The sequence below is a fragment of the Endozoicomonas sp. ALB032 genome (genome assembly GCF_049310125.1).
GTDB lineage: Bacteria > Pseudomonadota > Gammaproteobacteria > Pseudomonadales > Endozoicomonadaceae > Endozoicomonas_A.
The window spans coordinates 6,545,578-6,571,599 of sequence record NZ_JBLYNW010000001.1 but is presented as its reverse complement, the minus strand read 5'-3'; the positions used below and the strand labels follow the sequence as shown (position 1 = coordinate 6,571,599).

The window sequence follows — 26,022 nt, the reverse complement described above, 5'->3', positions numbered from 1 at the left end:
CTCAGCCATTGGCAAACAGTTTTATAGTTAGGGAACTTCAGATAATTTTCGTGCCGGGTCCAGCCAGCCATTGAGTGAGTATTTTTTTTTACTGTGAAAAGTGCATATCAGGCGAGGAAGCCACTGTTCTGTTACTTGTGCCCATGGCTGTCAATTGTCCATGGCTGCTGGTGGAAAGCCTGATTGAGGGGCGTTTCTCTTATCATGATTGTGAAATTTTTGATCATCGCTCTTTTGCGATTCGTAAAAGGCTCCGAGAGTGTAGAAGTAAGGAATACTTTCTGCATGGGAAAACGACCACTTAGGTACATTTTCCCGGAAGTATTTCTCCCAGCCATTTTCAAACAGTTTCATGGTGCGATCACGGCGTTCACGGAACTGCAGGTAATTTTCGTGCCGCATCCAGCCATACATGGTGTTGTTGCCTTTAACACGGCGTGCATATTCTTCATCGGTTTCACTGAAGCCCTGTGGTGAGGCAATAGCGGTACGCTGCAAATACTCATTGTACGTTTCACCCAGGCCGCACCAGCGATTAATTTTGTCAAGACTACGTCCAAGAGGTCCACCCAGCCATTGAGTGAGCATCTTGTTGTCGTTCATAAAAAAGTCGAAAGTGAGGCTTGACGCCAATACGAATCCGAAGGTTTGTGCATAGGTGATTCCGGATAAAAGTCTATGAACGTATGCTCCGAAAGTGGCTACCGGACCCAGCACCAGACCAGCTGTGGCCGAGGCCAGAGTCTTTATTTTTTGAGGTGTCGCCCGGTGCAGCAGAGGTACCTGAACCCCTTGCCTGGAACCCATGGATTTTACTATTTCGGGCACCAGACGGGTAATACTGCGATACATATGCGGGTTAGCATGGTCTTGTCTGGTAAACAGTATAGCGCCGGTTGCCTGCAGTATGAGTGAGGATTCGGTCCTGCCAAAGGGCATGGCCAGCCCAAGCATTTCAGAGACTTGTTCAACTCCGCCGTGATAGACATATTGGCCGGTTCGGTCAAGATCAATACCATAGTGTTCCAACCAGTGCTGAAAAGGTATGATCATTCTGTGCATGTAGTCCCCCCTGTTGGTGAGATCCAGAATGTAGATGCACAGAGTTTTTAACAGGGACACTTCGACAGCATCCCAGGTCTTGGTCGATGCCAGCAGTGGTTTGTAGCTGATGTAGTACCAGGTGACAGCCTGTACCAGAGAGGCTGAAGGTTTGACCCAGTAATCCTTTAGCTGAAGCTCAACTGCGGTGGCCTGAGACTTCATCAATCTGTCATGGATAACCTTGATCGGTTCTGATTCCAATATTCCGGCAGCATTGGCGTAAGGTGTCAGGGTATCCTGAATATTGGCCAGAAATGCTGCTGTCCTGCGGCCATTGTCAAAGGCAATATCATCCAGCACGTAGTTGGCGATAACAGCTGTTGCGTACTCCTTCATACCGGCAACAGACTCTTTCATACCTGTCGACCCGGTTGCAGTCACGGTCACGGGAATAAAGGCGCTGTGCATAAACTCTTCAGCGCCTTTTTCGGACAGCGTCCTGACAGCCCTCCAGAAGTGGTGCGTGTCGACGCCGTGTTTGTGGCTCATATAGTAACCAAGTTCGCCCTGTGCCGGATAACCGGGGGCACCTCCCTTGACGGGCTTTATAATTCTGATGATCTTTATGTAGTTCTCAAGTTCAACCTTGCTAATTAAACCTTCACGGAGCAAAGTCATAATCTTGTTACCACTGGCAGAATGGCTGGCGAAGTATTCCGGGAAGCTTTTCAGGTCCCCCGGTTCATGCTCTACGAAGTGAATGGCCGCTTTGCCCATGTCGCTAATGACATCGTCGTATTGTTGGGCCCCTGTTTTTTTCTGATGGATGGCCCAAGACGACAGAGATTCGACATGTTCGATGGCACTCTGAGGTCGAAATGAAATAGGCTTGAGAGTTGATTTCGGGAAGGTCTTCAGGCTCTTTAAAGCTTCCACAATCCGACCGGCTTGTGCAAACGTAATTTTGTCTCCGACCATTCCCTGCATGCGAATCGCTGCAAAATCATCGTCAAAATTGAAAGTCGAAAGCATCACTGTCAACTTACCGCTTTCTCTTGCCGCTTCTTCCAGGCCAATTGCGGCTTCCAGAGCCTGTTTTTTGAGAGGGTGCTGCTGCGTGAATTTACGGATAGTGTCCAAAACTTTTACCTGTTTCGGCGTGTACTGGAAGGGACCAGAGTCACTGTCGACAGCTTGCTCTGCAGCCTTAAGGACTCCTTTTATTCTCTCAATGTCTGCTTTCCTTAATTCAATCTTGCCTTGCAGATCAGCCTGTTCCTGAATCAGGTGTCGGACAGTGCCACCATAACCATCATTTCCTCCATACTCTACCTTTCTGTTTCTCAGGGCATTAAGCCTTTGTTCAAGGGTGTCAGCAGGGGCTGGTTCAAGACCCACGTCTTTTTCAGTGGTTTCAAGAACCGCTTTATGAAAATCCGTCAGAGCGGTTTCTGCTTTTGATACCGCATCACTGGATTGCTCAAGGGCTAAATTCAGCCAGGCCATTTCGTTTTCCCGTTCGGCTTTAGCCTGCTCATCGAAGTCTCCTGGATCGATAACCTCGCATTTTTTACGCTCCAGATACTCTTGTGCATTCTTTGCATCGGCCACTTTCATACTTTTCCTGTCGTGTTCACGCAGGAAGTCTGTGAGCTGAGTGTACCTTTTCCTGTTATAAAGCAGTTGACCCAAGGCTTCATCGTCTTCGTTCTGACCATGAGAATCTGCATAGGATGCGGTGGCAATCAAATAATCAGATGCTTCCTCTAAACCGGGGTCACCTGTTGTCTGGATGTCCAGACCTGATTTGATTCTCAGTTCCCCAAGGATTTCATCTCGTTTTTCTGCACTGCATTCCTGCAGGAAATGCCTGATGTCTTTTAGTCGTTCTTTAGTGGTTTGCTCGTCACTTGCAGCCAGACCCAACTCGATCTGAACTTCTTTCATTCTCTGGTTGAGAGCCAGGTTTTCTGTATCCGGGATATGTTGGAGATCAGCAAGGTTCCCCGCAAATACCAGGTTTTTGCCACGAAGCTTATTCAGTTTGTGATGAAAAGCTGCCAGATCATTTTCAGCTCCTTTAATTTCTCGTTTGGCCAAGGCGACATCACGATCAAGGACGAATCGGGGCTTGGGTCCCAGGCGAGCCATTTGTCTGTCAAGCTCATTCTCGATGGCTGCGATACGCTCATTAACCTCAGGCTGACCCGCTTTGAACACTTCTTTATCCCGATGTTGAGGTGAGATATTTAGCGCGTCTTCCAAAGCGATAAGCTGATTTGCCTGTCGTTTTCTGGCTCGCTGATCCGATTCGTTGATCAATAAGTTGAGACAGTCACGAATATCGGAGAGTAAGGCATCCACTGGCACCGGATCACCCTCCAGATCTGGCCTGTCAGTTGCCATCCGGAGAAGCTGGTCTATGTCAGCCAATTGGTCATTTGAGACATCACCGCCATCAAGTTTTGTACGAACCCTTGCCAGTTTTGCTTCTGTGCTATCACTTTCACTGACTCTGTGACCGATGCCGAGTTTGTCTTCCAGGAGTTGCAATATGATCCAGGCCCCTGACTCTTCCCGCTGTCTGGCCTCAGTGATGTATCGACGTATGTCTTCAGAAATGATCTGACGATTGTAATATATATCTTCCCTTTCATTGATGTGACTCTGCTGCAGAATTCTTTCTGCGGCACGAAGTGTCTCAAGAACTTCAGGCGTGGCTCTGGACTGGCCTGGTGTGATGATGTCTTTCAGTTGCTCTTCCAGTGCTGCATTCCTGAGAAGCGTGGAATGCATTGTTGACCTCAGAGCATTGAGTTCTTCTGTCGTGATGACTTCATTCAGCTCACTCTGGTCTTGGCCAGGGGGCGCTGCCAGAGCAGATTTTTCGGGCCTGGTGTAAGAATTCTCTGAGTCCTGTTGTTTATTGATTGTTTGAGTACTGTGATGCAGGCGTTCTGGTTGGACATTCATTGTCTTGATTTTTTCGAGCAGGCATTCTTGTTGAGTCTCAATATCTGCATCGCTATCAAAATCCTGAATGTCTAAACGTGCGGCAATGGTTGCGAAGCGGGTTTTGATTTCAGCTGCTTTTGCAGTATCTGTTCTGGTGCAATGTTGCTGAAGATGTTGAAACACCTCCGATCCCTGCTGCCGAATGCGCTGCTGAATGGCCCAGTGACGGGCTTCAAGGTCAGCGTCGTTATCCGGGCTCAGACCGAGCTGACCTTCAATGGTAGCCAGTCTGCGCCGGGTTCTCTCATTGGCCAGTGTTGCCTGATGTTGCATATGCTGTTGAATAGACTGAAAGCGGGCATCCAGATTGTTTTCATCGACCGGGGTGATACTGAGCTCGCTTTCAATGGCTGCCAGTTTTGCTTTTACAGTTTCTTTATCAGGCTGTCCACTTGCAGTAAATGTTGCGGCTTTGGCCTGATTGTTTTCATGGATTTTATTTTTGATGAGTCTGGTTTGTTCTTCGGGTGGCTGAGTATCATCCCAGTCAGCCATGCCAAGCTCTATTGCCAGTTCTGTGTTGCGAGCCCTTATGGTTTTTGCTGCAACGTCAAGCACCTCTTGTTTCAGGTATGGAATTCGATCGACTTCCTGCTGAAGCATCTGATTCTGATTTTTCAGATCTTTCAGTTTGGTACAATGCAGTTCAATATTATCCTCAAGTCTCTGTTCGAGCTCCTCTACTCTGAGCTTTATCTCATTATGTTCAATGGCAATAGCCCTTCTTTCAACGGCTTCCGACATTGCGTGAAGTGATTTTTTGTTTTGCTCGTTGAGTTCGGCCGTTTTTGCCAGCTGCTCTTTCAGCGTGTCCAGCTCGGCGAGTTGGGCCTCTTTTGCCCGCCGCTCTTCCGGCGTGTTTTCTAACTCAAGATGCTGACGGGCCATATTACCCATCACTTTTTTAACAAATGTTGTATCTTCTCCAATAGCAAATTGCTGCATCAGTTTGTTGACAAAGTCTGTACCTTTTTGAACGTTGTGAAGAAAATGTCGACTCGTCAGAAGATCCTTGAATGCGGGTTTGAAACTGAAGCGTTTTTCGAGTTGAAACAACATCCAGCCCGGCGCAATAGCCGATGACGCAGCACCGACATGTCCTACTTTGAGTTCAAATTCATCGGTTCCGTATGAAGTAGCAATGGTTAATGCCTGCTGAACAGATTCATAGTACGCAAGCAATACCATTTTATCCTCTTCAAGTTCAGCATCGTGCTGTATAGCTAAATCAGCAGCAAACTTCTCCAGCAGCTCCATCTGCCTGCTTCGAATGACGTATTGGTAGCTTTTGACCTTACCTTTTTTAAACTGTGCAATGTGGTCATTATCATTAAGGTCGAATCCATCCAAGGGGGCATAGAGGCTTTCCACAAAAGTGAGATCGGTCGGATTCTGCTTCTGACCACGGAAAACAATAACCTTTCCCGTAGCCTCAGTCAGTTCCAGTTTTGGATAACCCCAAGGCACAGGATAAGCCTGAGTGTCATCCTCGACAGTGACAACATAGCCAAGAGGCTGATTGTAGTAGAAGAGCTTATCCAGAGCTCGCTGTTGTAAATCTTCTCCGAGAAGATAAACCTGGGTATAGGCAGAGGTGGCTGCTGCGAAAAGCGCCTCATCATTGACAAAGAGCGATTCACCCAAACGCTCCGGTTCAGGAGGCTGATCGCCTGCAGCGATAAGACGCATAAAAGTGCGCCCGTTCACTTCAATCTCACCTACTGTAAGGGCGGCAAGGGTGACATAGTGATCAGCTTCGCCAAGATTTCCCGCTTTTTCATGCGCGCCTTTCAGCACCCCGGCCAGTTGCTCGGGACTGGCGACTTTTGTTAACGGTTCCAATGGTCGGATACCACCTGGTTGAGTGCGAACAGCCTCAATTGAATCCTGACGGGTCATTCCGTCTCTGACTTCAATGACCAGTTTGCTGTCTTCAAGGTTATGGGTGAACCTGAATATCCCCTCATTACCCACCTTCAGGATTTTGGTGTACTTCTGAGCAACGTCATTGTCGTCTGTTTCAAACTGATCAACAGTTGAAACGCCACCCTGGATGTCAGAAAGAACGTCTGTGAAGCCTTCGGAAGGAACGTCATAGCCTGCTCTGACTTGAGTCTGATCAGGGTAAGTGGTGGTAAAGGATTTGGCTATTGGCTGCTGGTCATGATCCAAAGTTGGCTTAACCATGACCTCACTCTGGATAAAATCCACATGTTTATTGCCCTGAATATCGACAGATTTTATCTGTAGCCTGCGATCAGCGAGTGCCTCTGTTCCAATAACAGAAGAACTGATTGCAATGGCCACTGCAAGGCTTAATGCATTGGGGCCGACATTTGTCATTCTGCTGCCTCAGAGTAGGGTGCTTTTATTGCTGTGAAAAATATTGCTGTGAAAAATGATTGGACGGACAAGCAGCTTTTAATCAAGACTGTATGCCGCCGAGGTTGCAGGTAAAAAGCCTGATTGAGGGGCATTTCTCTTATCATGATTGTGAAACTTCTGATCATCGCCCTTTTGCGATTGGTAAAAGGCGCCAAGAGTATAGGAGTAAGGGATACTTTCTGCATGGGAAAACGACCATTTAGGTGCATTTTCCCGGAAGTATTTCTCCCAGCCATTCTCAAATAGTCTCATGGTGCGATCACGGCGTTCACGGAACTGCAGGTAATTTTCGTGTCGAGTCCAGCCATACATCGTGTTGTTGGCTTTAACACGGCTTGCATATTCTTCATCGGTCTCACTGAAGCCCTGAGGCGAAGCAACAGCGGTGCGTTGCAAATACTCATCGTTTGTTTCACCCAGGCCCCACCAGCGATCAATCCTGTCAAGACTTCGCCCCAGAGGTCCACCCAGCCAATGAGTAAGCATCTTGTTGTCGTTCATGAAGAAATCAAAAGCGAGACTCGACGCCAGAGCGAATCCAAAGGTTTGAGCATAGGTGAACCCAGATAGAAGTCCGTGGGCGTATGATCCGACTGTGGCTACCGGACCTAATACGACACCGGCTGCGGCAGAGGCAAGCGTTTTCACTTTTTGTGGGGTCACCCTGTGCAGCAGCGGCACCTGAACCCCCTGTCCGGAACCCATGGATTTCACTATTTCGGGTACCAGACGGGAAATGCTGCGATACATCCGGGGGTTGGCATGGTGCTGTCTGGCAAACAACATGGAGCCGGTTCTGAGCAGAATGACTGAAGAAGCAGCCTTACCCAGCGGCATTGCAAGCCCGCCCAGTTCAGAGAGTTTTTCAAGTTCAGTGTGCCGGAAATATTGGCCAGTTCGGTCAAGATCAACACGGTAGCGCTCCATCCAGTGCTGGAAAGGTGTCAGCATCCTGTGCGTGTAATCACCCCTGTTGGTCAGGTCCAGGAGATAGAGGAAAGACATGTTTGTGAGCGATAGTACTGCAGCCTGCCAGGCGTCAGCCAACACCAGTAGAGGTTTGTAGCTGGAGTAGTACCAGGTGACAGCCTGTACCAGAAAGGCTGAAGGCTTAACCCAGTAATCCTTTAGCTGGCGCTCAACCGCTGCAGCATGAGCCTGCATCAATGTGTCATGAATAGCCTTGATCAGTTCTGATTCCGATAGTCCGGCAGCATTGGCGTAAGGTGTCAGGGTATCCTGAGTATTGGCCAGAAATGCTGCTGTCCTGCGGCCATTTTCAAAGGCAATATCGTCAAGCACGTAGTTGGCGATGACAGCCGCTGCATAATCTTTCATACCGGCAACAGACTCCTTCATACCTGCCGGGCTAGGGGCAGTCACGGTCACAGGAATAAAGGCACTCTGCATAAACTCCTCAGCACCCTTGTCGGACAGCATCCTGACAACCTTGCAGAAGTGAAGAATGTCGGCACCGTGTCTGCAGGCAATAAAGTGTCCAAATTCACCCTCTACCTCATAACCATCGACACCTCTGACGGCCTTCATAAAGTTCTCAAGTTCAACCTTGCTGATCAAACCTTCACGGAGCAAAGTGATGAGCTTGTTACCACTGGCAGAATGGCTGGCGAAGTATTCCGGGAAGCTTTTCTGGTCCCCTGGTTCATGCGCTACGTAATGAATGGCTGCTGAGCCCATGCCAAAGATTTCATCGTCGTATAGCTGTGTGCCTTTTTTCAACTCCATTCTGGCACTGTCCATCAGACGCTGGACTTCTTCCAGAGCACTTAGAGGCTGATCTTCCAGTGGGGTTGCCGGGGATTGAGTCTTCAGACTCCTGAAGATTTCCACAATCCGTCCGGCCTGATCAAACGTCAGGTCGTCTCCGACCATAGCCCGCAAGCGAATCGGTGCAAATTCACCGTCAAAATTAAAAGTCGCAAGGTAGGGTACTAACTTACCATTCCTTTCTGCAGACTCTGCCAAACCCATTGCGGCTTCCAGAGCCTGCTTCTTGAGAGAGTGCTGCTGCATGAACAGGAGCATAGCTTTGCGGGCTTTTTCCTGCTTCAGTGTAAACTGAGAGGGGCCACCCTCATTCTGGACGGCGTTTTCTGCAGTCTTAAGAGTTTCCTTCATTCTTTCAATGTTTACTTTCCCGGCTTCAATCTTGGCTTCCAGACGAGCCTGTTCCTGAATCAGTTGCTGGATCTTGCCACCAGTACCATCAATCCCGCCCAGTTCTATCTGTTTGTTCATCAGGGCAATAAGCCGTTGTGCTCTGGTGTCAGAAGCACCTGGCTTGAGGCCCAGGGCTTTTTCAGTGACCTCAAGAGCCTCTTCATTCTCCGACAGAATTTTTTTCGCTCTTGAAAAAAATTCACTTTTCTTCCTCGGGGTGGGAATCAGCTGCTCTATTTCGTTCTTATTTCTGGTTTCAGCCTTCTCATCAATGCTTCCAAAATCGGTAGTCTTCTGCTTTTCAGGATCCGGATTCTCTTGTGCAGAATTCACTCCAATCAGTTCAGAGGCCAGACCGATAATTTTCCTGTCGTAATCACGCAGGAATTGCGTGATCAGAGAGTACTTTTTCCTGGTTAAAGGCAGTTCCCCCAATGCCTCATCGACGGTATTGATTTCGTCAGGCGTATGAGAACTTGTGGAGACTTTAATGAGATAACCAGATGCTTTCAGTGATCCGAAGTCATCTTTTATCTGGATGTTCAGATCTTTTGCGGCAGCTTCCAGTGTATCAATGGCCTGATCTTGTAATTTGGCATCGATCATCTCAATTAAACGTGTTAGGTAGTCTAAACGTTCTTCGAGGTTTTTCTTATTATCTGTATACAGAACCAATTTGCTCTGAGTTCGTTTCGTTACCTGATTGAGAGCCCTGCCGTCCTCATTCGAGACAGGCTGGACATCATCGTGAATCTCAGACAACCATGGTTTGCGATGAGGAGTCAGAGTCGCCAGTTTACGATGATCATCTGTCAGTTCACTTTCAGCTTCATTTATTGCTCGCCTGACGGTGGCCAGTTCACGATCAAGAACGTATCGGGGTTTAGGTCCCAGGCCTGCCATTAGCCTGTCAAGCTCATCATCAATGGCGGCGATACGCTCATCGACATCAGGCTCAGCCGTTTTTTTAACTTCGACATCCAGCTGGTACAGTTTTTGCCCAATCAGACTGTTCTGTTCGTCGATGCCGGCATCGTCCTTATAGTCTTCAACGTTGAGTTGACGAGCCATTGCATTATTTCTGTCTCTTCTGACACTTTCATCTTCATAGACTTCGTTTACTTCATCCAATAATGCGTAAATTCTGGCTTTCAGAACATCCTTCTGGTCAGACAGGTTGGTATCTTTTTCTAATTCCACCTCCAGATCCCTGGCCAGTCTAAAAACCAATACCTCGTCTCTTTCTTTGGCAAAAGCGTTTTCATCCGGTTTGATGTTCAACTTTTCCTCTATTGCTTTAAGCCATTTTGTCTGTTGATCTCTGGCTCGCTCCTCCCAACTCTCGACTTTATAGTCAAGACGCACTCGAAGCCAATCGAGTTTCATAGCCTTCTCATCCAGTAGTGTTCTGACTTCTACTCCGAGGGCATTATGTATCTGATCCAGCAGGTCTTCTGAAACATCTTCGCCGTCAAGTTTTAAGCGCACGTTGCAAAGCCTTGCTGCTTTGTCATCATCTTCATTGACTTTGATGTTGAGTATTTCCTCCATTGTTTCCAGTATTTCCAGAGCCTCTTCCTCTGCCCGCTGGGCAGCTTCTTTGATGTATGTCTGCATGTCATCAGCAATAGCCTGACGACGGTGGTAGACATCGTCCTCTTCATTGAGGTCTTTCATCTTCAGAGCTTTTTCTACAGCACCCAGTTTCCGGAGGACTTCCGGTTTGGCTCTGGGGTGCCCCGGAGTTCTGATGTCTTTCAGTTTTTCTTGCAAATCTGCAAACTCGATAACCTTGCTATAGGCTGCATCTATCAGGGCGCTTCGATCCTCTAATGTGCGCTCTTCATTCATCTCTATACCGAGAATGTTCGCCAGAGCATTTTCCCTGACCTTGAGGGAAGCTTCTTTCATCCCGTCCTGAACATTGATTGCCTCAAGTTTCTTAAGCCTGTGTTTTTGATGAACATTGATGGTCTGTAGTTTCATAAGCAGGCGATCCTGCTGCGCAAAAATTTCGGCATTGCCGTCAAAATCCTCAATGTTTAGTTGCGCAGCAATGGTTAAATAGCGGGCTTTGACTGCAGTCAGTTCTTCAGTATATGTTCCGGTGCTCTGAAGAAGTTCCTTATCGACCTGAGCCAACTTCAGCTTCTGCTTCAATTGTTTTTGAATGGTCTGGCAACGGACTTCCGGCTCATTGTCGTTATTCGGGATCAGTCCGAGCTGATCTTCAATGGTAGCCAGTCTGTTGTCGATTGCCTTATCAGTGAGTTCTAACTTTTCTTGCAGGTGCTCTTGAATAAAATGGTAGCGGGCATCCAGATCGTTTTCACTGGCTGGATTAATCTCAAGCTCGTTTTCAATGGCTGCCAGTTTTGCTTTTACAGCGTCTCCCCGAGGCTGTTCTGTCGGGGCATCTGTTGTCGCAACAGGTCGGCTGATTTCATTAATTTTCTGTCTGATGAGTCTGGCTTGCTCTTCTGGTGGTTCAGTATTATCCCAGTTCTCAATACCAAGCTCTTTTGCCATTTGAGTGTTGTAATCTTCTCTTTCTGTCAGTATTGAGTCACGAAATTCTTTTTGCAGCGCTGGAATTCGACTGACTTCTTCCTGAAGATCCTTTAACCATAATCGGTTTTCCAGTTGTTGATGCTGAAAAACTTGATGACCTGCCTGAGCTACCCGTTGCTCAAGTTGCTGATTAATGGCCTGATGACGAGCTTCCAGATCATCCTGGTTATCCGGATCCAGACCCAGCAGATCCTCAATAGCCGCGAGTTTTGTTTTAACTGTCTTTTCCTTAGACTTTTCTGTTACGGCAGCTGTTGAGGCAACTGCTCTGATGATTTCATCAATCCTCTCTATGATGAGTCTCTCTTGCTCATTGTCGGGCTGGGTATCATCCCAGTCATCAATGCCAAGTTCTGCTGCCAGTTGAGAGTTGCGAAATTTTGTGGCTTTCGCTCTGGCGACACGAACTTGTTGTTCCAGCTCCGGGATTTGATCGGCTTCCTGGCGAAGTTTATCGACCCATTTTTTCACGTGTTTCCAATCTTGAAAAAGCCATTCCAGCTGCTCGTCAATTAGCCTCTTGAGTTCTTGTGCTCTCTGCTTTTTCGCTACGCTGATATTGGCTATTTCACTTAAATACTGTAAGAAGTTTTTAAGCTCGCCGAGTTTGCCTGCTTTTAAACTCAGCCCCTCCAGCTTGTCTTCCATCTCAAGCAGCTGTCTGGTCATGTCGCCAAAGACTCGGGTAGCAAACCTGGCGTCGTCTCCAAAAGTATCGGCAGACAATTCCGTTGCAACGGGTATAACTTTCTGAACTTGTTGAACAAATTGCTCGCTGGTCAGAAGATCTCTCAGTAACGGTTTGAAGTTGAAGTGCTTTTCGAGTTGCACCTGTATCCAGATTGGCGTCATGACCGAGGAAGCGACTTTGATATGTGCTGGTGTGAATTCAAATTCATCTGCATTATCGGGATTAGCACTGGTCAATGCCTGCTGAAGCGCTTCATAGCGTGCAAGCATCAACAGTTTATTTTCTTTAAATTCAACACCGAAATAGGCAGCCAGATCCGTAGCAAACTCCTCAAGCATTGCCATCTGCCTGCTTCGGATGATGTACTGATAGCTTTTGAGCCTGTCTTTTTTAACCTTTACCCTGACTGCTGGAGCGGGGGTATCAGCGATATCTTCCTCTCTCAGGTTTAAGAGGCCTTGTACAAAAGCAATATCGGTCGGATTCTGCTTCTGACCCCGGAAAACAATAATCTCCCCCGGAGTCTGTGTCACTTCCAGTCTTGGATGACCATCAGGCACATAATAAGCCTCTGTTTCATCCTCAGCGTGTACAACATATCCGACAGGTTTCTGGTATGCCAAAAGTTCATTCAGAGCTTCCTGTTGTAAAATCTCTCCCAGAACATAAACCTGGGTATAGGCTGAGGTGGCTGCGGCTAAAAGAACCTCATCATTGATATAGAGCGATTTATCCAGCCGCTGCAGTTCAGGAGGCTGATCGCCTGAAGCGACGAGACGCATGAAGGTGCGCCGGTTCACTTCAACGTCGTCTACTTTAATGGAGGCAAGAACAGTGTACTTATCCGCTGCGCCAAGGCTTCCTGCTCTTTCACTGGCGGCTTTCAATACTCCGGCCAGTTGTTCGGGGTCGGCAATTTTTGTCAGAGGTTCTAAACGTTCGGTGTCGGCCAATTGAGCGCGAACAGCCCTGATTGAATTCCGGGATGTCATCCTGTCTCTGACTTCAATGATCAGTTCCTTTTCTGCAAGGTTATGGGTAAACCTGAAGATCCCCTCATTACCAACCTTCAGAACTTTGGTGTATTTCTGAGCAACGTCATTGTCACCTGTTTCAAACTGATCAACACTGGAAACACCACCCTCGATGCCAGAAAGAACGTCCGTGAAACCTTCAGAAGGAACGTTATAGCCTGCTCTGGCCAGAGTCTGATCAGGGTAGGTAGTTGTGAAGGATTTGGGTATGGGTTGCTGGTCATCACCTAAAGTTGGCTGAATCCTGACCTCGCTGTGGGTAAACTCTACATGTTTATTGTCGGAAATATCGACAGATTTTGTCTGCAGCCTGCGATCGGCCAGTGCCTGGGTAGCAATAATGAAAGAGCTGATTGCAACGGCCACTGCAAGGCTCAGCGCATTGGGGCGAGCATTTGTCATTCTACCACCTCAGAGCTAAGTATTTTCAGTACTGTGAAAATCGATTGCCACAAATTGCCACAACCAATGAGGAAGCGGCTTTTAATCGCTTGTTTGATTGGCTTCAGACTTTGCTGGCTCAGAAGTCGGGCTCAGAAGGAAAGGTGACACTTGACGTTAGCGTCTTAGCGGTCATTGCAGGTCGTTGCCTGTTGCCTGATTAATTCAACAGGACTTTTCCGCTTATGCGACTTTTCCTGCTTGCCCCACTTGTCATCAGTTTCGAGCTCGCCTGAGGTGGTCGATATAAAGCTTTATTGAGATGCGTTTCTCTTACCATGAACAGGCGCCTTCTTGTCATCGCCCTGTTGCCAATTGTAGAAGGTGCCCAGAGTGTAGGAGTAAGGAATACTTTCTGCATGGGAAAACGACCATTTAGGCACATTTTCCCTGAAGTATTTCTCCCAGCCATTCTCAAACAGTTTCATGGTGCGATCACGGCGTTCACGAAACTGCAGATAATTTTCATGTCGAGTCCAGCCGAACATCGTGTTGTTTGCTTTAACACGGTTTGCGTATTCTTCATCGGTTTCAGTGAAGCGTTGAGGAGAGGCAACAGCCGTACGTTGCAAATATTCATCGTGCGTTTCACCCACGCCCCGCCAGCGATTAATCTTGTCGAGACCTCGGCCCAAGGGTCCACCCAGCCATTGAGTGAGCATCTTGTTGTCGTTCATAAAGAAGTCGAAAGTGAGACTCGACGCCAGTGCAATTCCTAACGCTTGAACGTAGGTAATTCCGAATATAAGACCATGAGCGTATGCTCCAACAGTGGAAACCGGGCCCAGAACCAGACCGGCTGTGGCGGAGGCCAGCGTTTTCACTGTTTGTGGTGTTACCCTGTGCAGCAGGGGTACCTGAACCCCCTGTCCGGAACCTATGGATTTCACTATTTCGGGCACCAGACGGGAAATACTGCGATACATATGCGGGTTGGCATGGCACTGTCTGGTGAACAACCTGGAGCCGATTGTCAACAGTATGACTGAAGAAGCAGTCCTGCCATACGGCATGTACAGCCCGCCGAGCACTTCAGAGACTTTTTCAACTCCGCCGTGGTAGGCATATTGGCCGGTTCGGTCAAGATCAATACCGTAGTGTTCCAACCAGTGCTGAAAAGGTATGATCATTCTGTGCGTGTAATCACCCCTGTTAGTGAGATCCAGAATGTAGAGATCCACCGTGCTTAACAAGGACGCTTTGGCAGCTTTCCAGGCCCCAGTCACTGCCAGTAGTGGTTTGTAGCTGGTGTAGTACCAGGTGACAGCTTGTACCAGAGAGGCTGAAGGTTTGACCCAGTAATCCATTAGCTGGTACTCAACCGCAGCGGCGTGAGCCTGCATCAATACGCTATGGATAATCTTTATCAGGTCTGACTCAAACAGGTCAGCAGCATTGACGTAAGGTGTCAGGGTATCCTGAATATTGGCCAGATAGGCTGCCGTCCTGCGGCCATTTTCAAAGGCAATATCATCAAGTATGTAGTTGGCGACGACAGCGGTGGCATACTCTTTCATGCCGGCAACAGACTCTTTCATCGCTACCGGACCAGTTGCGATCGTGGGCACAGGTGTAAAGGCACTTTTCATAAATTCCTCAACACCCTTGTCGGACAGCATCCGGACAACCATTTTAAACTGATGCACATGGACGCCTTGTCTACAGCCAATGAAGTGTTCAAATTCGTTCCCTGTCAGATAACCATCAATACTTCTGCTGATCTTCATATAGTTCTCAAGTTCAACCTTGCTGATCAGACCCTCCCGTAGCAGAGCTATGATCTTGTTACCACTGACCGAATGGCTGGCGAAGTATTCCGAGAAGCCTTTCAAATTCTCTGTTTCGTACCCGAAGTGTTGAATGCCTGTTGAGCCTATGCGTTTAATGACATCGTCGTAATGTTGAGCCCCTGTTTCCATCTCATTCCTGGCTCTGAAAACCAGATACTCGAGTTCTTCCAGCGCATCCACAGGCTGATTTTCCAGAGGCTTGTAAAGGCTTACCGGGAAGTCCCTCTGCAAAATCCTGAAGACTTCTACAATCTGACTGGCCTGCTCAAACGTCAGTCTGTCTCCGACCAATGCCTGTAAGCGAATGGGTGCAAATTCATCGTCAAAATGGAAAGTTGTAAGGAAAGGTGTTCCGTACTCTATTGCTGCTTCTGTCAGGCCAAATGCAGCCTCCAGGGCTTGTTTTTTGAGAGGGTGCTGCTGCATGAATTCGAGGATAGCGTCCAAAACTTTTACTTGTCTCGGCGTGTGTTGGAAGGGAGCGCGATAATTTTCGACGGCTTCCTGAGCAGTCTTCAGGTTTTCCGTCATTTTCTTAATGTCTGCTTTCCAGGCTTCTCTCTCAAATGTCAGACGGGCCTTTTCCTGAATCAGTTGCTGAATCTTGCAGCCATGACCATCATTACCACCCAGTTCTACCCTTTTGATTCTAAGGGCATTAACCCTTTTTCTGATGTCACTGGTGCCTGGTTTGAGACCCACGGCTTCTTCAGTGGTTTTAATATCCGCTTCATGAGCCTCCAGAACTTCCAAAGCTTTTGCTGCAGCGTCACTTTTCTTCTTCAGGACTGCATTCAGCGGTTCAATTTCGTTCTCAGTCTCCTCACTACTATGATCCGTATTCTTCAACGCAATACTCTTTTGAAATTCTGCTAATGCCGCGTCCATACTTTCTCGGTCATGCTTATCCAGGAATTCCCTGACCTGAGGTTTGTTTCTCAGGGCATTAACCCGTTTTCTGTTCTCAGTAAAGTCTGGTTCAGGACCCTGTGCATCTTCAGTGGCTTTAATCTCTGCCTCATGAGCCTCCGGGGTTTTCAATGTTTCTGGTTCAGTGTCACTTTTTTGTTCCGGGGCTGTCTTCGGCAGTGCCATTTTGTTTTCAAGTCCGGTTTTAGCCTTTTGATCTGCGTCTCCGAAACGGTTAATCCCCTCCTTTTTAAGATCCAGATTCTCTTGTGCACTAATTTTTTGCAACAATGCAAATGCTGCGTCCTTAGCTTTTCTGTCATGCTCATGGAGGAATTCTTTGGCCTGAGAATATTTTTTCCTGGTTAAAGGCAGTTCACCCAATGCTTCATCGGCTGCATTGATTTCGTCCCAATCATGAGCCTCTGCAGAGGCGGAAATGGCAATAATGTAGTCAGCTTTTAGCGGTGATCCCGGGCCGCCTTTTATCCGGATGTTCAGAGCTTTTGCGACAGCTCCCAGTTGCTCAACGATTTCATCTCGTCTATCTGCACCTTGCTCCCCCATGAAATGTCTGATGTCGTCTACTCGTTCTTCAGGGGTTTGCTCATCACCCACAGGCAGACCCAGTTCGGTCTGAATATGTTTCATTGCCTGATTGAAAGCTCTGTCGTCTTCATCCGAGATGGGTTCAACGTCATCACGACTCACAAAAACGACTTGTTTGTGACCAATAGCATTCAGTTTGCGATTAACATCTGCCAGTTCACTTTCAGCTTCTTCCAGTCCTCGTCTGGCTTTAGCCAGACAACGATCAAGCACGAATCGGGGCTTGGAACCCTGAGGAGCCATTCGCCTGTCAAGCTCATCTTCAATGGCGGCGATACGTTCATCAATATCAGGCTGGCCCGCTACAATGACGTCTTTGTCCAGCTGTTGGAGTTTTGCATCAATCAGACTGTTTTGGTCGGCTATAGTGGCATCATCCTGATAGTCTTCAATGTTAAGTCGATGAGCAATTCTGTTGTTATAGACTCTCTTGATAGATTCATCATTTTTATCTTTAACGGCTGTGTTTACTTTATTCCGTACTACCTTAATTCTGCGTCTCAGATCATACTGATGGTCAGACAGGCTGGCACCTGTAGCAAACTTTACCTCTAGAATACTGGCCAGTTTAGTTGTCAAAGTTCTTCCTCTTTCTTTAGCGGCAGGGTTTTCATAAGGATCGATATTTAGCTCATCCTCCACAGTGGCAAGATATTCTGCCTGTTTTTCTCTGGCTCGTTGCTGCGATTCTTCGACTTTAAAGGTAAGACGCTCACGAAACCTGCCGAGTCTGATATCCCTCTCTGCCGGATCCTCCTGAGCAGTGCTGTCAGCTTCCCAAAACAGGATCTTGTCCATCTCGTCCAGCTCATAGGGCGTGATATCACCACCATCATCAAGCCTTGTACGAAGCCTTTGAAGTCTTACTGCTTTGTCATCCCCTTCATTGATTTTGATGTTGAATAAACTTTCCAGGTTTTCCAGTACGATCAGGGCTTCTTCCTCTGAATGCTTTCTGGCTTCTCTGATGTATTTCTTGATGTCTTCAGAAATGACCATGCTATGGAAATACAAATCTTTTTCTTCACCGAGGCGCTTCTGCAAAGCCATTTTTAAAGCTCCCAGCTCTCTGATGACTTCAGGCCTGGCTTTGGAAGGGGGCGGTCTCCTGGTGTCGTCCAGTTGTTCTTTAGAATTTGTAGGACTGTAGGAACGGCCATGTATTCCTTCTATCAGCGTGTCGCGTTGTTCTATTGTGCTTTCTTCATCCATTGGAACGGGTAAATCTTTTGCCACAGCATCTTGCTTGACTTTGACGTCATCTTCTTGCGAACTGTATTTGGTATCGGGTTTCCGAATACTCCAAAGCAGCTTTTCCAGATATTCGTCGATTGCAGCATTCATTGATTGAAATCTGTTAAACAGTTGATCTTGTTCAACATTCATTTCATCAAGACGCTTTAATGCAGCATTCAGTGACTTAAATCTGTGAAACAGCCGCTTTTGTTGAGAGTCAATGTCTGCATTGCTATCAAAATCCTTAATGTTTAAATGTCTGGCAGTGGCTGCATTGAAGGCTTTGATTTCAGCTTCTTTTTTAGCATCTGTTCTGGCGCCCTGTTGCGGAAAAGAATGTTCCTGGTCGAGCGGAACTGTCGACTGCTTGAGGCACTGCTCAATGGCCTGATAAATGGCATATTGACGGCCTATCAGGTCATCATTGTTTTTCGGAGCCAGACCCAGCACTCTTTCAACGATACCCATTTTCTCAAGGAGCACCTCATGGTTCTGTTCTGCGTATTTATGAAATTGTCTTTGAATGAACTCAAAGTGGGCAGCCGGATCCTTTTCAGTGACCAGAAAAATACCAAGCCGTAATTCCAGGGCCGCCAGTATTTCTTTGGGAGAATCTCCCACAGGCGGATCCATTGAGGCCGTCAGCCTGAAGACTTCATCAATTTTTTTTCTGATCAGTCTGACTTGTTCTTTGAGTGGCTTGCTAGTATCCCAGTCATCAATACCAAGATCGTCTGCCAGTTCAGCGTTGAATGCTTTTTTGGCATTTGCTCTGACAGCTGCGATATCTGCTCTGGTATCACGTACGCGTTGTTCCAGCTTTGGAATTCCTCTGACTTCCTGCTGAAGTTTCTGTGACTGGTTTTGCAGTCCTCTCATCAGGTTACGAACCTCTAAAAACTCATCCTCAACTTGTTTCCTGCGTTGAAGAAGTCTGACTTTACTCTTTACATCATCAGAGACTCTGTTCCTTATGAGCATTAACTCCTTTTCAAGCTGGATGAGTCTGACTTCTTTTACCTGCTGCTGCTCTTCCAGCTCGCTTTCTATCTTATTCAGCTGTCTGGCCATGTCGTCTGTGACTTTGGAAGCAAACTTTCTGTTGTCTTCAAAGACATCGGCCTGCACTTCGTTGATACGGCTTATAATGGTTGTTACTTCCTGAATATTCTGAATAAAGAGCTGACTGGTCAGAAAATTTTTAATGGCGGGTTTGAAACCGAAGTGTTTTACGAGTTGACTGTGCATCCAGGTTGGCGTGACCATTGACGAAGCCAATCTGATGTGTCCTGATGCGAATTCAAAGTTATCTGTTTTTTCCGGAGTAGCACTGCTTAATGCCTGCTGGAGAGATTCATAGTATGCAAGCGTAATCAGTTTTGCTCTGCCAGGCTCACTATTGAGCTGAACAGCTATCTCCTCCAGCAATGCCATTTGCCTGCTTCGAATGACGTACTGGTAACTTTTGACCTTATCTTTTTCTACCTGAGCTGTTGCCGGAGGAATGCTGTTGTCAGTGATGTCTTTTTGAAGGAGGTTATAGAGGCTTTCCACAAAAGCGATGTCAGTCGGATTCTGCTTCTGACTATGGAAAACAATAGCTTCCCCCGGAGCCTGTTTCACTTCCAGCTTTGGATAACCAGCGGGCACAGGATAAGCCTGTGAGTCATCCTCAATGTATACAACGTAGCCGATGGGTTTATGGTAGGACAACAGATCATTCAGGGCTTCCTGTTGTAAATCCTTCCCCAGAAGATGAACCTGGGTATAGGCAGATGTGGCGGCTGCGAAAAGAGCTTCATCATTGACAAAGAGCGATTGACCCAGGCGTTGCAGATCCGGGGGCTGATCGTCGGTTGCGATAAGACGCATGAAGGTACGCCCGTCAACTTTAACTTCGTCTACTTCAATAGTGGCAAGGGCAACGTAATTATCAACTTCGCCAAGGTTTCCTATACTTCCACTGACGCCTTTCAGTACTGCGGTTAGTAGTTCGGGGCTGGCAACTTTTGTTAAGGGTTCTAATGGTTGGGTGTCGCCTGATTGAGTTAAAATAGCTTCAATTAAATTCTGATCGGTCATTTCGTTTCTGACTTCAATGACCAGTTCCTTTTTGGCAAGGTTATGGGTAAACCTGAAGACCCCCTCATTACCTACCTTGAGGACTTTGGTGTATTTGCGGGCAACGTCATTCTCGTCTGTTTCAAACAGATCAACACTGGAAACACCTCCCTCGATGCCAGAAAGGACGTCCGTGAAGCCTTGAGAAGGAACCTCGTAGCCTGCTCTGGTTTGAGTCAGATAAGTGTAGGTGGTTGTGAAGGATTTGGGTATGGGTTGTCGGTCATCACCTAAGGTTGGCTGAACCATGACCTCGCTCTGGGTATACTCTACGTGTACACTGTCCAGAATATCGACAGACTTTATTAGCAGCCTGCGATCACCCAGTGCCTGGCTGGCAATGATGGAAGAGCTGATTGCAACGGCCACAGCCAGGCTTAATACATTGAGGCGAGCACTTGTCATTCTACTACCTCAGAGCTAAGTATTTTTAGCACTGTGAAAAGTGACTGGCACAACAGGTGGGGAAGCGGCTGCTAATCCCTTATGGCTGTCAATCGCTTATTTTCTGTTCATCGCCCTGTTGCAAATTGTAGAAGGCACCCAGAGTGTAGGAGTAAGGAATACTTTCTGCATGGGAAAACGACCATTTAGGCACATTTTTCTTGAAGTAATTCTCCCAGCCATTCTCAAACAGTTTCATGGTACGATCACGACGTTCACGGAACTGCAGGTAATTTTCGTGTCGAGTCCAGCCATGCATCATGTCATTTTCTTTAACACGGTTTGCGTACTCTTCATCGTTTTCACTGAAACCTTGAGGTGAGGCAATAGCCGTACGTTTCAAATATTCAGCGTCCGTTTCACCCACGCCCCGCCAGCGGTTAATCTTGTCGAGACCTCGGCCCAGAGGTCCACCCAGCCATTGAGTAAGCATCCTGTTGTCGTTCATGAAGAAGTCGAAAGTGAGACTCGACGCCAGAGCAAACCCGAATGTCTGAGCATAGGTGAACCAGGAGACAAGACCATGAGCGTATGCTCCGAAAGTGGCTACCGGACCCATCACCAGACCGGCAGTAGCCGAGGCCAGAGTTTTTACTTTTTGTGGTGTCAGACTGTGCAGCAGCGGTACCTGAACCCCTTGTCCGGAACCCATGGATTTCATTATTTCCGGTACCAGACGGGAAATGCTGCGATACCTGTGCGGGCTGGCGTTGTATTGTCTGGCAAACAGCATGGAGCCGGTTTTCAGCAGAATGACTGAGGAAGCCGCCTTGCCCAATGGCATGGCCAGCCGCCCGGCCGCTTCAGAGAATTTTTCAATTCCGCTGTGGTAGGCATATTGCCCGGTTCGATCAGGATCAACACCGTAAAGTTCCAACCAGTGCTGAAAAGGTGTGAGCATTCTGTGGGCGTAATCACCCCTGTTGGTCAGATCCAGAAGATAGAGTAACAACATGTTTGAGAAGGACAGCTCGGCAGCCTGCCATACGTCATGGGTCACCAATAGTGGCTTGTGGCTGGAGTAGTACCAGGTCACAGCCTGTACCAGAAAGGCTGAAGGTTTGAGCCAGTAATCATTGAGCTGTTGCTCGACCGCTGTGGCATGAGCCTGTAACAATGTGCCATGAATGGCTTTGATCAGTTCTGATTCAGATATTCCGACAGCATGGGCATAAGGTGTCAGGGTATCCTGAGCATTGGCCAGAAATGCTGCCGTCCTGCGGCCATTTTCAAAGGCAATATCGTCAAGAACATAGTTGGTGATGACAGCAGCGGCATACTCTTTCATGCCGACAACCGACTCTTTCATAGCGGCCGGGCCAGTTGCAGTCACGGACGCTGGTGTAAAGGCACTCAGCATGAATTTCTCAGCACCCTGGTCGGACAGCATCCGGACAGCGGCTTTGAAGTGAGGCACATTGACGCCGTGTCTGTAGCCAAGGAAATGTTCAAATTCGTCCACTGTCTGATAACCATCGAGACCTCTGACTACCTTCATGTAGTTCTCAAGTTCAGCCTTGCTGATCAGACCTTCATGTAGCAAAGTGATTATCTTGTTGCCACTGGCAGAATGGCTAGCGAAGTATTCCGGGAAGCTTTTCAGATCCTCCGGTTCAGGATCTTCGCTGTGAATACCTGCTAAGCCTATACCGTGAATTTCGTTGTCGTATTCTTGTGCCCCATTTCCTGTCTCATCCCATGCCCGGTGCGCCAGAGAGTTGACTTCTTTGATGGCATTCCGGGGTTGCTCGAGAGTGGGGGCTGGGAAGCTTGTCGTCTTCAGTCTCTTGAAAATTTCTACAATCCGGCTGGCCTGTTTAAACGTCAGTTTGTCTCCGACCCCTGCCTGCAAGCGAATCGGTGCAAACTCATCGTCAAAATCGAAAGTGACAAGGCCAGGTAATGCCTTACCGCTTTCTTTTGCTGCTTTTCTCAGGCCAATAGCGGCTTCCAGAGCCTGTTTTATGAGAGGGTGCTGCTGTGTGAGTTTGTGAATGTCCTTCAGAACTTTTGCCTGTTCCAGCGTGAACTGGAAGGGACCGCCGTCACTTTCGATGGCTTTCTCTGTCGCCATCAGGACTCCTTTCATTCTCTCAATATCTGCTTTCCTGGTTTCAATCTCGTCCTCCAGACGGGCCTGTTCCCGCTCTGGGAGGGTTTGCAATTTACCAGACAGATTCAACTCGCTCTGAAGTGCCTTAATGCTTCGTATACTGTCATTGTCGTCTTTATTGTTACTAAGCCTGTTTAGTCTGCAATGAACATCTGCCAGCTCGCTTTCGGCTTTTGCTATCATTCGTCTGGCTCTGCCTGCATCACTGTCAAGAATGTATCGGGGTTTAGGTCCCAGACGAGCCACTTGCCTGTCAAGCTCTTCATCAATGGCTGCCAGACGCTCATTAACGTCAGGCTGACCGGCTTTGAAAACTTCTTCATCCAGCTGTTGGAGCTTTGCTCTAATTAAACGGTTCTGGTCGTCGATGCTGGCATCATCCTCATAATCTATAACCTTGAGTTGATGTGCAATGTTATTGTTCCAGGCTCTCCTGGCATCTTCATCTTCATGGACTTCAAGCAGTTCATCCCGTAATTCCTGAATTCTGCCTCCCAGAGCATACTGCCGGTCAGTCAGTTGTGCATCGTCTTCAAATCCTATATTCAGATCACTGGCCAGTTTGTCTGTTAAACTTTTGCCTCTCCCTCTGGCAGCAGGGTTTTCATAAGGGGCGATATTTAACTGGTCCTCCAGAACGATAAGATGACCTGCCTGTCGTATTCTGGCCCGCTGATCCGGTTCTTCAACAACATACCTGAGGCGATGACGAATGCTGTTGAGCTTGATTTTTATCTCTTCTGGATTCCCCTCCAGATCTCTCCAGCCTGGCCCGCCAGCTTCCCAGAGTATCCTTCGCATTTCATCCAGCTCAAAATTTGAAACATGACGGGCATCAAGTCTTGCAAGAAGCCTTTCCATTCTTGCTGCTTTGTAATCACTTACATTGACTTTGATGTTGAGTAATATTTCCAGGCCGTGCAGTGCGTTCAGGGCCTCTTCCTCTGACCGCTTTCTGGCTTCTCTGATGTGTAGATGCATTTTTTCAGAAAGGGACTGACGAAGGTCATAGACATTCTCCTTTTCTCTGAAATGGAAATAATTCTTTCCCTCCAGACCTGTTAACGTCGCAAGAAGTGTCTCCAATACTTCAGGCATGACTTCGGGATGGCCTGGTGTTTTGATGTCTTCCAGTTCTGTTTCCAGCTCTGAAAGCTCGAAGAGCATGTCATTTACCTTTGATTCCAGGCTGGCACGGTCCTCCAGGAGGGGATCTTCACCCGGATTGATCCCAAGAACCTCTGCCAGAGCGTCTTTTCTGGCCCTGGTGTAAAAAGCTTCCCTATGGAGTAGGTTTCCCATTGCGCTAAGTTGTTCGCGCAGACTTTCTTCCTGAGCACTCATTGCCTTAAGTTGCTGACGCAGAGTTTCTCCCTGAACATTCATTGTCTTAAGTTTTTGAATCAGGCGTTCTTGTTGAACTTCAACATCTGCATCGCTATCAAAATCCTGAATGTTTAAATACCTGGCAACGGTTGCACAGAGGGCTTTGATGTCAGCGTCATTTTCAGACTCTGTAATGCTGCTCACTTGCGTGTCCATTTTGTTATCAGGGACCAGACCAAGCTGACCTTCAAAAAAGATAGCCAGTTTATGCTGGACTGGCCCATGGATTAGTCCTTCATTTTGATGCAGGTATTGTTGGATACCCTGATAGCGTAAATCCAGATCGTTTTCATTGTCAGGAGTGATTTCGAGTGTGTTCTCAAGATCCGTCAGTATTTCTTTTATAGCTTTTTTCCGAGACTTTCCTGTTGCAGGAACCGGTCGCATTTTCTTTCTGATGAGCCTGGCTTTTTCTTCGGGGGGTTGGATATCGTTCCAGTCATCAATACCAGGCTCTGCTGCCATTGCGCGAAGCAATTTTTTGTTTGGCTTACGTATTTCGGGTTGTTTTGCCCTAAGCTCCTCCAGTTTGTTGTAAATTTCAAGCAGCTGTCTGTCCTTGTTGTTCATGACTTCGGAAGTAAACTCTTCGTATTCCTCGGGAATCCTTGTTCGATTGATATCGGCGAGAAAGGTTGTGATCTCCTGAATTTTCTCAACAAAGTGCGGATTATTCAGAAGATTTCTGAGTCTGGGTTTGAAGCGGAAGTGTTTTGCGAGTTGAATTTGCAGCCAGCTTGGCGTGGTGACCGAGGCAGCGACTCTGATATGTCCTAATGTCAATTCAAATTCATCTGCCTTGTCTGGAGTAGCAATGATCAATGCCTGCAGAAGAGATTCATAGTACGCAAGCATCTCCGGTTGATATGCATCAAATTTAATATCCTGATATGCAGCTAATTCCTCCAGCATTTGCATCTGCCTGCTTCGAATGGAGTACTGGTAGCTTCTGAGCTTGTCTTTTTTAACCAGTGTTGTTATCGCAGGATCGGGGTCATCGCCGAGATATTTCTCCCAGGTGTAAAAGAGAGTTTCCGCAAGAGCTATGTCGGCTGGATTCTGTTTCTGACCACGGAAAACAATCATCTTTTCCGAAATCTCAGCCACTTCCAGTGTTGGATAAAGTTCAGGTACATGATATGCCTGAGTGTCATCCTCAACGTATACAACATAGCCGACGGGTTTATGATCAAACAACAGATCCTGCAGGACCTGCTGTTGTATATCTCCCCCCAGAACATGAACCTGGGTATAGGCAGAGGTGGCTGCTGCAAAAAGCGCCTCATCATTGACAAAGAGCGATTGTCCCAGGCGTTTAAGTTCAGGAGGCTGATCGCCTGCAGCAATAAGACGCATGAAGGTGCGCCCGTTTACTGCAACCTTTTTTACTTCAACGGTGGCAAGGGCAACATAGTGATCAGCTTCGCCAAGACTTCCTGCTCTTTCGTTGGCACCTTTGAGCACTCCGGCCAGTTGTTCGGGATTGGCAATATTTGTAAAAGGGTCTAATGGTTGAATGTCACCTGATTGAGCACGAACAGCCGCAATTGAATTCTGATCGGTCATTCCTTTTCTGACTTCAATGACCAGTTTATCCTCTGCAAGGTTATGGGAGAACCTGAAGACACCCTCATCGCCGACCTTGAGAACTTTGGTGTACTTCTGAGCAACGTCATTCTCGCCGGTTGCAAACAGGTCAACGCTGGTAACGCCACCCTCGATGCCAGAAAGAATGTCTGTGAAGCCTTCAGAAGGTACGTCGAAGCCCGCTCTGACTTCTGTCTGATCAGGGTAGGTGGTGGTAAAGGATTTGGGAATGGGCTGCTGGTCATCACCTGGAGTTGGCTGAACCAGGACCTCACTCTGGATAAACTCCACATGTTCACTGCCCGAAATATCCACAGATCTTGTCTGCAGCCTGCGATCGGCCAGTGTCTGTGTACTAACGATGGAAGAGCTGATTGCAACGGCCACTGTAAGGCTTAATGCATTGGGGCGAGCATTTGTCATTCTAAAACCATAGAGCTGAGTATTTTTATTACCGTGAAGAGT

General features: G+C 47.6%; 4 protein-coding genes. All 4 read right to left on the bottom strand.

Annotated elements, in window-relative coordinates; genetic code table 11:
* Positions 1 to 150 precede the first annotated feature (150 nt).
* The 4 genes from ACO6VG_RS24065 to ACO6VG_RS24050 all read right to left on the bottom strand — a co-directional run bounded on the left by ACO6VG_RS24065 (position 151) and on the right by ACO6VG_RS24050 (position 25,980).
* The gene (locus ACO6VG_RS24065; protein WP_422476005.1) at positions 151 to 6,402 is read right to left on the bottom strand and encodes a hypothetical protein; all 6,252 of its coding nucleotides are present in this window, start codon (positions 6,400 to 6,402) and stop codon (positions 151 to 153) included.
* Between the two features lie 78 nt (positions 6,403 to 6,480).
* Positions 6,481 to 13,323, bottom strand: a complete 6,843-nt coding sequence (locus ACO6VG_RS24060; protein ID WP_422476003.1) for a hypothetical protein — start codon at positions 13,321 to 13,323, stop codon at positions 6,481 to 6,483.
* Positions 13,324 to 13,616: 293 nt separating this feature from the next.
* Entirely contained in the window at positions 13,617 to 20,432 is a 6,816-nt protein-coding gene (locus ACO6VG_RS24055) for a hypothetical protein (RefSeq protein ID WP_422476001.1), read from the bottom strand.
* An 88-nt stretch (positions 20,433 to 20,520) separates the two neighbouring features.
* Positions 20,521 to 25,980: a hypothetical protein gene (locus ACO6VG_RS24050; RefSeq protein WP_422475999.1), complete on the bottom strand. Its 5,460-nt coding sequence runs from the start codon at positions 25,978 to 25,980 to the stop codon at positions 20,521 to 20,523.
* Between the last annotated feature and the right edge of the window lie 42 nt (positions 25,981 to 26,022).

Bases quoted from the DNA above. Each gene is read 5' to 3' on its own strand.
- ACO6VG_RS24060 (WP_422476003.1), bottom strand. From the start codon at position 13,323: ATGACAAATGCTCGCCCCAATGCGCTGAGCCTTGCAGTGGCCGTTGCA.
- ACO6VG_RS24050 (WP_422475999.1), bottom strand. From the start codon at position 25,980: ATGACAAATGCTCGCCCCAATGCATTAAGCCTTACAGTGGCCGTTGCA.
- ACO6VG_RS24055 (WP_422476001.1), bottom strand. From the start codon at position 20,432: ATGACAAGTGCTCGCCTCAATGTATTAAGCCTGGCTGTGGCCGTTGCA.
- ACO6VG_RS24065 (WP_422476005.1), bottom strand. From the start codon at position 6,402: ATGACAAATGTCGGCCCCAATGCATTAAGCCTTGCAGTGGCCATTGCA.